The 14,574-nt window shown below is 56.4% G+C and carries 14 protein-coding genes; 7 read left to right on the top strand and 7 right to left on the bottom strand.

Annotated elements, in window-relative coordinates:
* Nucleotides 1-3: 3 nt before the first annotated feature.
* Nucleotides 4-1,314 carry a c-type cytochrome gene (locus tag EPG66_RS13540; RefSeq protein ID WP_083070391.1) on the top strand — a complete coding sequence of 437 codons (1,311 nt, stop codon included), beginning with the start codon at nt 4-6 and terminating at the stop codon, nt 1,312-1,314.
* 46 nt (nt 1,315-1,360) lie between these two features.
* Here EPG66_RS13540 and EPG66_RS13545 read toward each other — a convergent pair whose 3' ends face one another.
* Nucleotides 1,361-2,770 carry an MFS transporter gene (locus EPG66_RS13545; RefSeq protein ID WP_182687222.1) on the bottom strand — a complete coding sequence of 470 codons (1,410 nt, stop codon included), beginning with the start codon at nt 2,768-2,770 and terminating at the stop codon, nt 1,361-1,363.
* A 373-nt stretch (nt 2,771-3,143) separates the two neighbouring features.
* On the opposite strand from EPG66_RS13545, the gene EPG66_RS13550 reads away from it, so the two are divergent.
* Entirely contained in the window at nt 3,144-3,476 is a 333-nt protein-coding gene (locus tag EPG66_RS13550) for a type II toxin-antitoxin system RelE/ParE family toxin (protein ID WP_039389389.1), read from the top strand.
* A gap of 1 nt (nt 3,477) precedes the next feature.
* Nucleotides 3,478-3,762, top strand: coding sequence for a NadS family protein (gene nadS, locus EPG66_RS13555; protein ID WP_031594167.1), 285 nt, complete (start codon nt 3,478-3,480; stop codon nt 3,760-3,762).
* 76 nt (nt 3,763-3,838) lie between these two features.
* Here nadS and abgT read toward each other — a convergent pair whose 3' ends face one another.
* The 3 genes from abgT to EPG66_RS13570 all read right to left on the bottom strand — a co-directional run bounded on the left by abgT (nt 3,839) and on the right by EPG66_RS13570 (nt 8,270).
* On the bottom strand, nt 3,839-5,356 hold the full coding sequence (gene abgT, locus EPG66_RS13560; protein ID WP_182687224.1) for a p-aminobenzoyl-glutamate transporter: 1,518 nt from the start codon (nt 5,354-5,356) through the stop codon (nt 3,839-3,841).
* 161 nt (nt 5,357-5,517) lie between these two features.
* A complete protein-coding gene (locus EPG66_RS13565; protein ID WP_182687226.1) occupies nt 5,518-6,960 on the bottom strand; it encodes a M20 family metallopeptidase in 1,443 nt (480 codons plus the stop codon).
* Nucleotides 6,957-8,270: an amidohydrolase gene (locus tag EPG66_RS13570; RefSeq protein WP_115758824.1), complete on the bottom strand. Its 1,314-nt coding sequence runs from the start codon at nt 8,268-8,270 to the stop codon at nt 6,957-6,959. Before EPG66_RS13570 ends, EPG66_RS13565 begins: the two co-directional genes overlap by 4 nt.
* Nucleotides 8,271-8,384: 114 nt before the next feature.
* On the opposite strand from EPG66_RS13570, the gene EPG66_RS13575 reads away from it, so the two are divergent.
* Together EPG66_RS13575 and yjdN are read left to right on the top strand one after the other, a co-directional pair.
* Nucleotides 8,385-9,281, top strand: coding sequence for a LysR family transcriptional regulator (locus tag EPG66_RS13575; RefSeq protein ID WP_010672035.1), 897 nt, complete (start codon nt 8,385-8,387; stop codon nt 9,279-9,281).
* A gap of 75 nt (nt 9,282-9,356) precedes the next feature.
* Nucleotides 9,357-9,794, top strand: a complete 438-nt coding sequence (gene yjdN, locus EPG66_RS13580; protein WP_010252091.1) for a VOC family metalloprotein YjdN — start codon at nt 9,357-9,359, stop codon at nt 9,792-9,794.
* A gap of 96 nt (nt 9,795-9,890) precedes the next feature.
* Here the strand turns inward: yjdN and EPG66_RS13585 are convergent, their stop codons facing one another.
* From EPG66_RS13585 to EPG66_RS13595, 3 genes are all read right to left on the bottom strand, one after another.
* Entirely contained in the window at nt 9,891-10,757 is an 867-nt protein-coding gene (locus tag EPG66_RS13585) for a nucleoside-specific channel-forming protein Tsx (protein WP_010252090.1), read from the bottom strand.
* 279 nt (nt 10,758-11,036) lie between these two features.
* Nucleotides 11,037-12,392 (bottom strand): sensor histidine kinase, encoded by a 1,356-nt coding sequence (locus EPG66_RS13590; RefSeq protein WP_010252088.1) that lies wholly within the window; start codon nt 12,390-12,392, stop codon nt 11,037-11,039.
* Nucleotides 12,389-13,048, bottom strand: a complete 660-nt coding sequence (locus EPG66_RS13595; RefSeq protein WP_010252086.1) for a response regulator — start codon at nt 13,046-13,048, stop codon at nt 12,389-12,391. The genes EPG66_RS13590 and EPG66_RS13595 overlap by 4 nt, the downstream gene beginning before the upstream one ends.
* A 716-nt stretch (nt 13,049-13,764) precedes the next feature.
* Between EPG66_RS13595 and EPG66_RS13600 the strand changes: the two genes are divergently transcribed.
* A complete protein-coding gene (locus EPG66_RS13600; RefSeq protein ID WP_083070356.1) occupies nt 13,765-14,106 on the top strand; it encodes a hypothetical protein in 342 nt (113 codons plus the stop codon).
* Between the two features lie 36 nt (nt 14,107-14,142).
* On the top strand, nt 14,143-14,361 hold the full coding sequence (locus EPG66_RS13605) for a hypothetical protein (protein ID WP_155763517.1): 219 nt from the start codon (nt 14,143-14,145) through the stop codon (nt 14,359-14,361).
* Nucleotides 14,362-14,574: the final 213 nt, after the last annotated feature.

Raw genomic sequence — 14,574 nt, forward strand, 5'->3', positions numbered from 1 at the left:
GCGATGAAAAATGGCATTCTGGCTCTGATTCTTGGCTCCCTGACGTTCGCCGCCCTGGCGGAGAGCAGCCAGGACGATCTGGTTAAACGGGGTGAGTATCTGGCGCGAGCCGGTGACTGTGTGGCCTGCCACACCAGCAAAGGCGGCGCGGCTTTTGCCGGTGGTCTGCCGATGGCAACACCGATTGGCACCATCTACTCCACCAACATTACGCCCGATCCCGCGACTGGCATTGGCGAATACAGCTACGACGACTTCCAAAAAGCGGTGCGCCAGGGCGTGGCGAAAAATGGCGACACGCTCTATCCGGCGATGCCATATCCCTCTTACGCCGTGGTCAGCGATGAAGACATGAAGGCGCTTTACGCCTACTTCATGCATGGCGTCGCGCCGGTCGGGCAGCCAAACCGGGAGAGCGACATTCCCTGGCCGCTATCGATGCGCTGGCCGCTGGCGATCTGGCGCGGGATTTTTGCGCCCGACGTGAAAGCGTTCCAGCCTGCAGCCCAGGAAGATCCGGTGCTGGCACGTGGTCGATATCTGGTTGAAGGACTGGGTCACTGCGGGGCCTGTCACACGCCGCGCAGCATCACGATGCAGGAGAAGGCGCTGACCAACAATGAGGGCAGCGACTATCTGGCGGGCAGCAGCGCACCGATTGATGGCTGGACCGCCAGCAATCTGCGTGGCGACAACCGCGATGGACTGGGTCGCTGGAGCGAAGAGGACCTGCGTCAGTTCCTGCGTTATGGCCGCAACGATCAGACCGCCGCTTTTGGTGGCATGACCGACGTGGTGGAACACAGCCTGCAGCACCTGAGCGAGTCCGATATCACGGCGATTGCGCGCTATCTGAAGTCGCTGGGCGCGAAAGATCCTCATCAGGCAGCCTTCAGCGTCGATGACGCCACCGCCAAAGCGTTGTGGAAAGGTGACGACAGTGTGACGGGTGCAGCCACCTACGTCGACAGCTGTGCGGCGTGCCATAAAACCGATGGCAGCGGCTACAAACGTTTCTATCCGGCGCTGCGCGGTAATCCGGTGGTGCTGGCGGACGATCCGACCTCACTGATCCATATCGTGCTGGTGGGCGGACAGTTGCCTGGCGTTAATGGCGCGCCGTCGACGATTACCATGCCAGCATTTGGCTGGCGTCTTGACGATCAGCAGGTGGCAGACGTGGTGAATTTCGTGCGTAACAGCTGGGGCAACAAGGCGTCGGAGCCGGTCAGCGCGAAACAGGTCGCTGAGCTGCGTAAAGATGAGAAAGATCGGCTGGGCAGTGCAGATATCCGGGTACTGGAAGGCAAATAATCGGCAGTAAAAAAGGCCGTCATCATCAGGATGACGGCCTTTTCTTTTAGATATTCTCCAGATCGATACCGCGCGTTTTCGGTCCGTAAATCCCTACCGACACCATCACCATTACCATGCTCAGCACGATAAAGGTAATCACGCCTGGCGTACCGGCGTACTGCAGGATCACCCCAATCAAAATACTGCTGAATACCGTAGAGAGGCGGCTGAATGAGTAGCAGAAGCCGACCGCCCGCGCCCGAATATGGGTCGGGAAAATCTCGGTCTGATAGGCGTGGAAGCTGAAGGTCAGCCAGGCGTTGGACCAGGTGATCAGGAAGCCGCAGAGAATCAGCAACACCGGCTGCGTCTGGAAGGCGAACAGCGTACCGAACACCACCGTCATCAACGACGACAGGACGATCTGCCACTTATTTTCCAGCTTATCGGCGTAGCGGCTACAGATCAGCGATCCCAGCGGATAGGCCAGCGTGATGAAGAAGGCATAAAGCAAACTGTGCGTCACCGTGGCACCGTTTCCTGACAGCAGCGCAGGCAGCCAGTTACCAAAGCCGAAAAAGCCGATCGCCTGGAAAAAGTTCATCACCACCAGCATCAGGGTGCGCTTGCGGTAAGCGGGTGACCAGATCTCGCTGAAACGCCCCCGTTTTGGCAGCTGTGCCGCGGCGTCATCGGCTGAAAAAGCGGGTCCGGCCGGGATGCCACAGCGTTGCTCCATCGTGGACAGCACCTGATGCGCCTCCTGATGACGACCCTGCTGCGCCAGCCAGCGCGCCGACTCTGGCAGGTTTCTGCGCACCAGCCAGATCACCAGCGAGCAGATCGCGCCCGCAATGACCACCCAGCGCCAGCCTTCAAGGCTGAACAGCGTTTGCGGAATCAGCCACCACGACATCAGCGCCACGGCCGGCACCGATAAAAACTGCACGAAAAAGGAGAAGGCAAAGGCGCGGCTGCGCAGATGGGTCGGCACCCATTCCGACAGATAGGTGTCGATGGTCACCAGCTCGACGCCCAGCCCGATCCCTACCAGAAAGCGGAACAGAATAATCATCTCCGCGCTCTGCTGGAACGCCATCAGCAGCGAAAACAGTCCGTACCACAGCAGCGCACACATAAAGGTGAGGCGGCGACCAAAGCGGTCAGCGTAGGGCGCCAGCAGGCTGGCACCGAAAAACAGACCGAGAAAAGTGGCCGAGGCGAAGGCCGCTTGATCGGAGAAGCCCAGCACGCCTGCCGCACCCGTGTGAAATACGCCCGCCGACAGCAGGCCGGTACTGATGTAGCCTGTTTCAAACAGGTCATAAAGCTCAAAAAAGCCGCCCAGCGCCAGCAGCGTAATAAAGCGCCACAATCCGGCGGAGGAGGGCAGCGCATCAACCCGAGCGGCTAAGCTGTTACGGGCCGCCGATGAAGCGTGCATCGGCGGCAGGCTGGTGGAGGAGGTGGTCATGTCAGCGTGAACCTCAGGCAGTGTGGAGACGACTCGCAGCCGGTCGGAGGCTTATTAAAATAGTTAACCGTTAGCAAGCGAAGAAATAGCAGAATAGTCAATTCATCCGCCGTTGCCGAGAGGGTCGTTGCTGACTATTTAGCAACGTACGTTGCAGGTTTTGCCATCCGTGGCACTGTGCTTTACGGCAGTTTCGGCCAGGGAGCCAAAAAATCATGCAGGTTTCGGGTGCTATCTCTTTCGGGTCACGCAGCAACAGGCCAGGCTGGCTGCAGAAATAGTGCATGTTCGACTACTGACCTCCCCGATTCACTCTTCTCATAGCCATACCTGGGGTGTACTATGTACTCTCCAGGGAATGGAGGAACAGCCAGTGAGTCAGGCGATTGAGTTTATTGAGACCCCTATGTTTACCCGGCAAATAAAGCAGATCGCCACAGATGAAGAGCTCCGGGAACTTCAGAAGGCGCTTATTGAGTCACCGGAAAAAGGCGATCTCATTCAGAAAACCGGCGGGCTGCGTAAAATCAGGATGGCGACAGGTAATCAGGGCAAAAGCGGCAGCGCAAGGGTGATTTACTTCCTGGCCACCGCTGAGGTGATCTACCTGGTGATGGCCTACCCAAAGAGTATTAAAGAGAGTCTCACGAACGCGGAAAAAGCTGAGCTAAAGAAGCTGACACAATTACTGAAAGATGAGGTGTAACGTGAGTTTTTTTGACGAGCTGAAAGCATCGCTGGAAGAGGCTGTGGAGATCAAAAACGGTGTCAGGGAGCCCGGTCGTGTTACCCGTTACGCGGTTGCCGACGTGAAGGCTATCCGGGCACAGCTTAACGTCTCACAGAGCGAGATGGCGACGGCATTGGGAACCAGCCTGGATACCATAAAGAGCTGGGAAGCCGGACGGCGTAACCCGACCGGGCTGGCAGCTAAAGTACTGGTCACTATCCAGAAAAACCCGGAATTTTTTAAGGAGCTGGCGGCGCAATGAGTCGTTGTTCCCTGCACGCCGTTTAACAAAAAATAAAACGTGCCACCGATGAAACATTCATCGGTGGCACTGTGCTTTAAGGCAGTTTTGGCCAGACGCCTGGCCCGATCGGCAGACCCAGCAGATACCACACCAGCAGCAGCGCTATCCAGCTGATAAAGAACACCAGCGGATAGGGGAAGATCAGCACGTAATAGGTGCCGAGCTGCGCATCTTTCTGGTAACGCTGCAAAAAGGCGAGAAACAGCGGCAGAAACGGCGACATCGGTGCCAGTGGCAGCACGGCGGAGTCGGCGATGCGGAAAATCATCTGGGCAAAGGCGGGGTGGAAGCCGAGCAGCATAAACATCGGCACAAAGACCGGCGCCAGAATCGACCAGATGGCTGAGCCGCTGGCGATAAACATGCAGAGAAACGCCGACAGGAACATCAGGCCAAGAAAAGCGGGCGCGCCGCTGACGCCTGCGCTCTCCAGCACATCGGTCAGCCCGATCGCCATGAATTTGCCCATGTTGCTCCAGTTGAAGAACGCCACGAACTGCGACAGCGGAAACACCATCACGATAAAACCCGCCATGCCCTTCATCGGATCGACCAGCAGTTGCGGGATATCATCCGGACGGCGGATCTGTCGGATGACCACGCCATAAGCAATCGCCACCACAAAGAAAAACAGAATGATGATCGGCACGATGCCCTGAATAAATGGCGAGGGAATAATGGCGCCGGTGGCGGGATTGCGCAGCGGTGCATTTTCCGGCACCACCAGCAGCGCCATCAGGGCGATAAACAGCAGCGCGGCGATCCCGGCAGCCCGCAGACCGCGGTTCTCAAGCGGCGTCAGCGCCGCCAGCTTCTCGCCGTTGCCCTGCCACTTTGGCAGTCGTGGCTCGACAAATTTATCGGTCAGCAGCGCGCCCACAATCGTCAGCACAATCACCGACGTGGCCATAAAGAACCAGTTATCGATGACGCTGACATGCACCGTGTCGCTGACCGCTTTAGCCGCTTCGGTGCTGATGCCCGAGAGCAGCACATCGGTGGTGACAATAAGCAGGTTGGCGGTAAAGCCGGAGGCCACACCGGCAATGGCGGCCAGCAGGCCCGCCACCGGATGACGGCCCACCGCCAGAAAGATCAGTGCGCCCAGCGGCGGCATCACTACCAGCGCGGCATCCGAGGAGATATGGCTGAAAAAGGCGATAAACAGCACCATGTAGCTGGCATAACGGCGGCTGACGCGTGACGCCATCTTCACCATCAGCGACTGGAGCAGGCCGACCTTTTCCGCCAGTCCGGCACCAATCACCAGCGCCAGAATCGATCCCAGCGGGGTAAAGCTGCTGAAGTTTTTGATGATATTTGGCAGGATCCACTGAATGCCTGCGACGCTCAGCAGGTTATTCACCCGCACGATTTCGCCGTTGCTCGGGTTCTTCACCGCCAGATCCAGCGCGCTGATAATGGCGGTCGCCACCATCAGCGCCACGATCAGATAGACAAACAGTAAAAACGGGTTGGGGACTTTATTCCCCACGCGCTCGATCCAGCTGAAGAGCCGGCCAGGACTGCGGTTCTCGGATGTTGCTTCCATGGTATTGGTTCTCGTCTTGTGTCCCTTTTATCGGCGGTAGCAAGGCCTGACGCCGGTCGCGTTGTGCGACAGGCGGTGAGTTCAGTTCCGGTACCGCTGAGTCAGGGAAGTGTTTGCAATATTTTTTTATAGTGGTCCGTGTCAGAGACACGGCCGTTGGCTCATTCGGCCAGTTTTGTTGGTGTGATCCCCGCCGGGATCGGGCAGTGATAGGGCTGCGCGGCGCGTACCCGATCAAACTCGGCCCGGCAGCCAGCCAGCGCCTGCCGATCCGTTAACAGCGTTAGCACCGTGGCCGCCATCACTTTGCCCGCCAGAAACATCCCCTTATGCCCGATACTGGTGCGTCCCTGCGCCACCAGTTGCCAGGTGTGCAGCGGCGTGCCGAAGGTAAAGCAGGGCGCAAAACACTGTGCAGTCGGCGTCACCCAGCTGACATCGCCGACGTCGGTGGAGCCATAAAGCAGATCACGTGTGACCGCATAGGGCGCGACCTCATCCATAAACAGCTTGTCGCCCAGTTGTTCAGCCCAGGCGTGACCGGCTTCACCACCGGTTCGGGCGGCATTGAGCCGGGCATTGCGCAGATCGTCATCAGTGAGCGTGGCGCGCAGTTCAGCCGCAAACGCGCGCTCTTCGTCGCTGTAGTCGGGCAAACCAAACTGATGCAAATAACGCTCCATGACCGCTTCCAGCGCGCGATTCGGCACGTAATCTGAGCAGGCTTTGTCAAAACGTACGGTCAGCGTGGTGTCGGTCATCAGCGCTGCACCCCTGGCGATATTGATCACCCGTTCATAAATCGCCTGCGCCTGTGGCAGCTCCGGGGCGCGAATCAGGTAGAGCACCTCTGCATCGGCCTGCACCACGTTTGGCGAAACACCGCCGCTGTTGGTGATGGCGTAGTGCAGACGCGCCTCCTGGACGATATGCTCGCGCAGAAAGTTGGCCCCGGTATTCATCAGCGTGACGGCATCCAGGGCGCTTCGGCCCAGATGGGGAGAATTGGCCGCGTGCGCCGCAACCCCTTTGAAGCTGAACGCCGCCTGAATATTGGCGAGGGTGCGCAGATTGAACATGCCGCTGAACCCCTCCGGATGCCAGGTCACGGCGGCATCAACGTCGTCAAACAGCCCTTCGCGTACCATAAAAGTCTTGCCCGAACCGCCTTCTTCGCCAGGGCAGCCATAAAAGCGAACCGTGCCGCCCGTGTGATACTGTTCCATCCAGGCTTTCACTGCGCAGGCCGCCGCAACGCCCGCCGTGCCGAGCAGGTTGTGGCCGCAGCCGTGTCCGTTGCCGTTGGCTTCCAGCGGTTGCGGCCGGGCGCAGCCCGCCTGCTGACTCAGACCCGCCAGCGCATCGAACTCGCCAAGGATGGCAATCACCGGCTTGCCGCTGCCCGCACTGGCGATAAACGCCGTATCGATGCCACCCACGCCGCGTTCCACTCTGAATCCCTCTTCTGCCAGCGCATCAGAAAGCAGGGCTGACGAGCGGGTTTCGGCAAAGCGGGTCTCCGGCGTGTCCCAGATGGCATCGCTGAGCATGCTGAAACGAAGCTGATGGCGATCGATATAGTCGGTAATAAAGTCTTCCATCATTGTGAGCCCCCATACTGCGCCTGATTCAGCGCCAGCGTCGCCAGCAGCGTGATGGCGTCCGGCATCACCCGCTCATCAAAGTCGAATTTCGCATTGTGGTGACCCGCCGCCAGCTCACAGCCAAAAATGACGTAAGAGGCCTGACCGCCGCGCTGCTTTACCCGTTCCATCATGTAGGTCGCATCTTCCGAACCTGCCGCCTGCGCTTTACGATCGACCACGGAGTCGAAGATACCGAGCGCGTCCGCCTGCTGATGGATGAAATCAACCCATGGCTGCGTCGGGGTGCAACTGCGCGCGGCCCCCATCAGCAAGACCTGCTGCTCAACGCCATACATCGCCGCCGCACCGGCAATCACCCGCAGCGCCTGCTGATAAATATCGTCATTAACCTGATTGGTCACGCCACGGGTTTCGACTTTCAGCAGGGCGCAGTCGGCTACCACGTTGCGGCCGGTTCCCGCCTGCAGCACGCCCACGTTGACCCGTGCCACGCCGCCGCTGTGCTGGGTTAAACCATGCAGCGCCAGCGTTGCCTGTGCGGCGGCCAGCAGAGCATTGCGCCCCTCTTCCGGGCGACCGCCCGCATGGGCACCGACGCCGGTAAAGTGAACATCCAGCTTGGTAGTGGCGAGGAAGCTGTCGCTGCCGCACACCACTTCGCCTGCCGGCACGCCGGTGCCGATATGAATCGCGGTGAAGCGCTCAACGTCATCGACTACGCCCGCCGCCACCATCGCTTTTGCGCCGCGCACACCCTCTTCGGCGGGCTGGAAGATCAGTTTAATCGTACCGCTGAGCTGTTCTTTCATCGCCATCAGCACCGAGGCGAGACCCAGCCCGATGGTGGTGTGGCCGTCATGTCCGCAGGCGTGCATCATGCCTGCGTTGCAGGAGGCGAACCCTTCACGCTGCGGCAGATGATCGTCAGCCTGGCTCTCGTTGAGATCCAGGGCATCCATATCGACGCGGAAGCCCATCACCGGGCCTGGACGGCCGGTCTCGAGCGTTGCCACGATGCCGCAGAATCCCCCAGAGAAGTGGCTGATCCACTGCGGCAGCGCGCCCTGTTGCAGCGCGCGTGCTTCCTGCTGCTTCAGCACCGCCTCGTCGGGCAAGCCCATCCGCGCGTCGGCGTCGATGACCTCACGGCCCAGCTTCAGTTGATAACCGAGCTTATGCAGCTCTTCAGCGACTAAGGTGGCGGTGCGGAACTCCAGCCAGCCCGATTCGGCATAGTGATGGAAGTCGCGACGCCACTGTTGCAGCTGTGGCAGCCGGGCGCTGACGTGGTCTGAAAGGGGGTTCATCGGCTCTCTCCTCGTTGTTGGTTTTTTATGCACTGTTCCGAATCTACACAATGGTATTGACCGGCATAAGATGCGAATATCTTGTGACTGATAAACAACGGTTATCGCAAAATTATGTCTGCCAATCTCAAGCTCCATCAGCTGCGCGCCTTCGTTGACGTGGCGCGGCAGGGCAGTATCCGGGCGGCAAGCCGTCTTTCCGGGCTGTCACAACCGGCGTTAACCAAAGCGATTCAGGAACTGGAGCGCGAGCTGGGGGCAAAGCTGTTTATCCGCCGTCAGCAGGGCGTAGTGTTAACCGATATCGGTGATAACTTTTTTCGGCATGCCAGCCTGGTGCTGGCAGAGCTGCGGGTCGCCGAAGAGGATATTCAGCAGCGGCTGGGACTGGGTGGTGGTCAGGTGAATATCGGCGTCGGTGGCAGCGTGGCGCGCACCATTATGCCGCAGGTGATTAACCAGTTTCATCGCGAATACCCGCTGGTGAAGGTGCGCATCGTCGAAGGCCAGCTGGTGTCGATGGTGCATGAACTGCGCCAGGGGGCGCTCGATTTCACCATTAATACCTACGATCAGAGCCATCTCGATCAGGAGCTGATGTATGAGCGGATGATGGAGCGCGAGTACAAGGTGGTGGTGCGCAAAGGCCATCCGCTGGAAAAGGCGCGTTCTCTGGCGGAGTTACAGCAGGCGGACTGGACGATGCCAACGCCCAAAGGCAGTTACTACCGCTTGTTGCACGATCTGTTTGGCGAGCGCGGCATGGCCCCGAAAATCGTGGTGACCTGTGAAACCTTTATGGCCTGCACCAGCCTGGTGGCGCAAAGCGATTTCATCAGTATTCTGTCGGTCGACGTCATTGACGACCCGATTCTGGGTCGGTCGCTGGTGGCGCTGGCGCTCGACGAACCCCTGCCGAAAGCGATTTTCTATCTGATCCAGCGCAAAGACACGACGCTGACCCCAATGAGCAGTTATATGGCACAACTCTTTCGCCGTTATTGCCAGTAAAATCAGTAAGTAAAGTCGATCGTCTACACTGTTAAGGTACTGAAAAAAATCCACCCGACAAATATAGAGGTTACGATGCAAGTCAGTCCTTATCTGTTTCTCTATGGCCGTTGCGAAGAGGCTATCGACTTTTACCTGCAGGCGACCGGGGGAGAGTTGCTCTCTAAAATGAAATTCGGTGATATGCCGGATCAGGGTGAGCAGGTCGGCGATCAGTCTGCCGCGCCGCAGCCGCCAGAAAAAATCATGCATGCCCAGCTGCGTATTGGTGATGGTGAGCTAATGCTGAGCGATGGCAACACCGATCAGCCGCCAGCGTCTGAGCATGCCGGTTACGCGGTCAGTCTCTCAACTACCGATGTTGAAAAGGGTAAAGCCTGGTTTGAGAAACTGTCGGCAGGCGGCAAGGTGACAACTGAGTGGCAGGAGACGTTCTGGTCGAACGGATTCGCGATGTTCATCGATAAGTTCAACATTCCGTGGCGCATCAATGTCGAGAAGCCGCAGGAATAATCGGGCCAGCCGGCGTCGCAATTTGCGGCGCCGTATTAATTAATGGCAACTGCCCGGACTAATGCGCGGCGGCGCTATTCAGGTCGCCGCATGTAATCAGAAGTTATAACCCGCCACCAGGTAGTAACCCCAGCCAGTCGATTTCACTTCAAACGGCCCATTGCCGAAATTCAGTTCCTGACCATCCGCCCACTGTCCGCCGTTGTGGAAATAACGCGCCACCGCAGAGAAGTGCCAGTGATCATAACCCAGTGACAGAATGTGGCTGGAGGCGATGGAGTTGCTGGTGCGTGATGAACCGCCTTTATCGCGGAGATCGGAACCCCAGTCGAAGTTGGTGAAGCCCACATAGCCCAGATTACCGCCCCACAGCGTGGTGATTGGCACGAAGTATTTCACCTTGAAGCGATAGCCATCCCAGCTGTTTTCATTCGCCGCACCGTAGTTTTCCCACTGATATTTGGCGTAGACGTTCAGCGACAGGCCGACATCGCTGTGCGTATCGATATCGGTGCCCAGACCCATATACCAGGTGTTCTGGCGGCTATCGCTGTTGCGGCCCATGTCGTAGATGTAGTTGTTAGCGAAATACCACTCTTTGAACGGACCAAAGGCCAGGCTGGTGCCGGTCAGTTTGTCGATAGAGAAGCGCGGCTCAATCTCCATAAACATCGGTGAACCGTGATCAAAAATGCCGTTGGCGTTGCTGTTGCCTGCGCCGAAGAAGTTGGTCAGGTCGAGGTAGCCATAAAAATCGAACCAGTCCTTCTTCGCAAACGCTTCATATTCCAGATAAACGTCGTTGTTAAACTGCGGTCCGAAACGGGTGTGGTAGCTGCCTACCACGTTAACACTCTGATGCCACCAGTCGGAGACATACTGCGGATCGCTTTCAGCGGCCTGCGCAGCGCCACTCAATGAACATGCCAGCACGGCACCTGCTATCAACGTTTTAAATTTCATTATTATCAGCCACATGCTTTTGACCGCCGCACAGCAGACGCAGTCAGAGAGAAATCGGTCCCTTGATGGGAATGAGGGTTTCACAGCAAATAACAGCCAGTTCTTCAGCCCGCGTAGCGTGCCTGTAACAGATCGATAGAAAATAGATTTTGCTCACGTTTGTCAAAAAGTGTTGCATTACAATTCAGCTAAAATGTGATGCACTTCACAATAATGACCAGGATCGAACGGAACCAGGCAACCGTTTACGTTGTCTGGTTCGTGATCAAACGGGCGGGATCAGGGAAGGGTGACGCGAACCTGCAAACCACAAATAGCACCCTGTGGCGTCAGGCAATTGGAAAGGGCGACGTGAATCTGATGCTTCTGTGCGACGTTGCGCACAATGGATAATCCCAGCCCGCTGCCCTGGGCTTTAACGTCAGGCGAACGGGTAAAACGGTCAAAGGCACGTTCGATAAAGGATTCCGGCATGCCTGGCCCGTTATCGACAATATCGACCACTGTTTTACCTGCGACCCGATGCAGCAGCACATCGACCAGGCTGCCCTCCGGCGTGTGCAACATGGCGTTACCAATCAGATTGTCGAACAGGCTGCGCAGCTCGGAACGGCTGGCCTGCAGACGATACTGCGTGGAGCCATTAAAGCCGATATCGATGCCGCGTTTATCTGCCACTACCATCAGCTGCTCAATGCTCTCTTTCAGCAGATCGTCCAGTTCGATATGCTCGACGCTGGCGACCACGCTCTGGTCATCCTGACGCGAGACATTGAGTAACTGCGTGACCAGATGACGGGTGCGTGTGACGCCCGCTTCCAGCTGGCTGAACTGCCGGCTCGCTTCGCCCGGCTGGATATGCTGACGCAGATTTTCCAGCTGCAAGGTCACCGCTGTTACCGGCGTGCGCAGCTCATGCGCCGCATCTTCCAGGAACTGACGCTGCGACGACCAGGCCTCACGCAGCTTACTCAGCAGCGAGTTGTAGGCGGCCACCAGCGGCAGGATCTCATCCGGCAAGCCTTCGGGTGAGACATTGTGCGGATGATGCGTCTCCTGCGCGGCAATCTGACGCGAAGCGACCTGCAGATCCCGGGTGATCTTGCGCACCACCAGCCAGATCACCAGCAGTGACAGCGGCATCATCAGGATCAATGGAATGATCGCTGACAGCGCCCGTTTGACCATCAATGCCTTCATGTAGCTGAGGTTGTGCATCACCTGGATGGTTTTGATCTCGCTGCCAGGTAAGCCGGGCCGGGTATAGATGCGCCATTCGCAGTCGTCGCACTGACCCACATGCACGTCGCGATAGCCTCGTTGATTTTGCAGCGGAGCCTGCAGCTCCGGCCATGAGCTGGCCCGTAACTGACCCCGATCGTCCCACAGTTGCACCACAAAGGCGCTCTTCGCCTTGTCAGGCGCAATAAGCATCGGCATCAGGGCGGGCATCTGTTTATTAGTGGACCAGGCATCAGCGATTTTTGCCAGTTGATCGTCCTTCATGGTGCCAACCATATCGCCATAGCAGCTGAAGAAATACCAGGTGACGCCACCGATCATCAGCAGATGAATAATCAGCAGCGTAGAGAGTAATTTGTTGCGTAATGAACGCATAAAGGTGAAGGGTTTCATATTGCCGGTACCCGCCAGCCCAGCCCGCGCACGTTGCGGATCACGTCGTTATCCAGCTTGCGGCGCATCCCGTGGATCAGGACATCCACCGCGTTGCTGCTGACTTCATCGCCCCAGCCATAGATGCGATTTTCCAGCTGCTCGCGCGACAGAATAGCGCCTGGCCGCTCCAGCAGGGCGTAGAGCAGGGCATATTCGCGCGCCGTAAGCTGCTCGCGCTGTCCTTTGTAGAGCACTTCGCGGGTCATCATATCCAGCTGCACATCGCCGCTGCCCAGCACCGAGTCTGCTGCGCCGTGGCTGCGCCGGGTAATCGCGCGCATCCGGGCCATAACTTCCTGTAAATCGAACGGTTTAAGCAGGTAGTCGTCAGCGCCGCTGTCGAGTCCCTGAATCCGCTGCGCCACCGTGTCGCGTGCGGTAAGAATCAGCACCGGCGTGGCGTCGCCGCGCCCGCGCGCCCGACGCAGTACCTGCAGGCCATCATCGCGCGGTAAGCCGAGATCGAGCAGCACGCAGCTGTAGCCGCCTTCGCTCCAGGCATTCTGGGCATAGATGCCATCACGCACCCAGTCCACCGACCAGCCCGCGCCCTCCAGTGCCTGCTGCAGGTTCGCGCCGATCATTTCATCATCTTCAACCAGTAACACGCGCATGGCTGATCTCCTTCATAAAGATAGGGAGAGAGTTTACTCACCAATTGTTAGGCCAGAATTATCCGCCGTCATACTTCGCGCTATGGCGGCGTTGGCTGCTTTTGCTCACCCCAGTCACTGACTGATGTCAGCTCCTGGGGACTCGCGCATTTGCCGCCTTGCCACAGCACGAATTATTTTGGCGGACTTCTGCCGTCATACTTCGCACTGTGGCGGCGTTGGCTGTATCTATAGTGCTCTATCAGAACTCTATCCACATTTTTCATATTAAACGAGAGTAAAACTACTGGCCTCAGTGTGAAAATTTTGACGCTTTCATGATTAAGTAAACACCATCCTGAACAGACGTGAAGGATGCCATTTCAACCTTATATTAATAATCCACGTTAAAAATAATTGTTATTCGATACAGGTATCAGATTCGCTAATTCAACCATTTGTAGATGAATGTTAAAACTATGCAATGAAAATTAACTCCAGGAATGAATTGTGTTTGATGTCACAAAATTACGTAAATATTAAGATTCTTTCAATGTGACCAGACAGAAAATAGCGCATAACAGCCTGTTGTTTCCGTTAATCTATTTGATATGAATTGTTTTTTTCTAAATCACAACAGGGATAATAACTATTTGCTCATGGAAAACTCAATTGATATAAACGTGCTGGCAATAGAGATTGCTATCAATAGATAAAGAACAGAAGGAGTTTGTTAAATGAAGATCTTAGAAAATAATCAATTGATTTTAGTTACTGGTGCAAGCGGTGCATATGACCCTGCTTATGCCGGAGCGTCTTCTCATGCCAGCCAGCATGGTAATAAGTCGGGTGGTTCCAGTAATCTATTTGGGCCGAGTAATGGCGTAGTACAGGTCGTGGCTGCTCATCCTGAAATTGCGGGCTGCCTCAATGGTATTCTCGGCGGGATGATTGGTGGTTCAGCAGGCGGTCCGGGCTCAGCTGTGGCAAGTGCCATTGGTGGTGGTATTGGTTCATGTTTTAATAATTCTGGAAACAGCAATGCTGGGAATAATTTTGGTGGTCAATGTACCTGGTGAAGTTAGTCTCCATGACTAATGACAGCTGAGGATCTTATGCAAAAAATAGTCTGCTATCTATCTATATTAATCAGCATATTAGTAGGCGCGATGTTTTTGAGTGGCGCAGGCGTCTCCTATGTAGGCTGGTATGCTATGCCAGAAAATGCATCAAAAATGGTGGTTACAATCGCTACATTGGCTACGTTTGTTAAAGCTGCTATTTCTTTGTGTTTACGGTTTTTCAGTACATCTGGCAGCGGTAAAAAAAGTTAAGCGTGGATATTAAATCTGCAGGGGCTCCGGCCCCTATGTTTATTTAATAAATCGGTAAGACAGGGGGCTAATACATGTCACCTGGAACTATAAATGGTACAACAGCGATGCTTTGACAGGATTTGTTCAGAAATGGAGGATTTGTGTGTGGGGCAGAGATTTATTGATAACGTAAACGATGCAGCCAGGAACTAATCACTACATCACTTCCCA

This window comes from Pantoea pleuroti (assembly GCF_014156615.1).
Lineage (GTDB): Bacteria > Pseudomonadota > Gammaproteobacteria > Enterobacterales > Enterobacteriaceae > Pantoea > Pantoea agglomerans.

Bases quoted from the DNA above. Each gene is read 5' to 3' on its own strand.
- EPG66_RS13540 (WP_083070391.1), top strand. From the start codon at position 4: ATGAAAAATGGCATTCTGGCTCTGATTCTTGGCTCCCTGACGTTCGCC.
- EPG66_RS13545 (WP_182687222.1), bottom strand. From the start codon at position 2,770: ATGACCACCTCCTCCACCAGCCTGCCGCCGATGCACGCTTCATCGGCG.
- abgT (WP_182687224.1), bottom strand. From the start codon at position 5,356: ATGGAAGCAACATCCGAGAACCGCAGTCCTGGCCGGCTCTTCAGCTGG.
- EPG66_RS13565 (WP_182687226.1), bottom strand. From the start codon at position 6,960: ATGATGGAAGACTTTATTACCGACTATATCGATCGCCATCAGCTTCGT.
- EPG66_RS13570 (WP_115758824.1), bottom strand. From the start codon at position 8,270: ATGAACCCCCTTTCAGACCACGTCAGCGCCCGGCTGCCACAGCTGCAA.
- EPG66_RS13575 (WP_010672035.1), top strand. From the start codon at position 8,385: ATGTCTGCCAATCTCAAGCTCCATCAGCTGCGCGCCTTCGTTGACGTG.
- yjdN (WP_010252091.1), top strand. From the start codon at position 9,357: ATGCAAGTCAGTCCTTATCTGTTTCTCTATGGCCGTTGCGAAGAGGCT.
- EPG66_RS13585 (WP_010252090.1), bottom strand. From the start codon at position 10,757: ATGAAATTTAAAACGTTGATAGCAGGTGCCGTGCTGGCATGTTCATTG.
- EPG66_RS13590 (WP_010252088.1), bottom strand. From the start codon at position 12,392: ATGAAACCCTTCACCTTTATGCGTTCATTACGCAACAAATTACTCTCT.
- EPG66_RS13595 (WP_010252086.1), bottom strand. From the start codon at position 13,048: ATGCGCGTGTTACTGGTTGAAGATGATGAAATGATCGGCGCGAACCTG.
- EPG66_RS13600 (WP_083070356.1), top strand. From the start codon at position 13,765: ATGAAGATCTTAGAAAATAATCAATTGATTTTAGTTACTGGTGCAAGC.
- EPG66_RS13605 (WP_155763517.1), top strand. From the start codon at position 14,143: ATGCAAAAAATAGTCTGCTATCTATCTATATTAATCAGCATATTAGTA.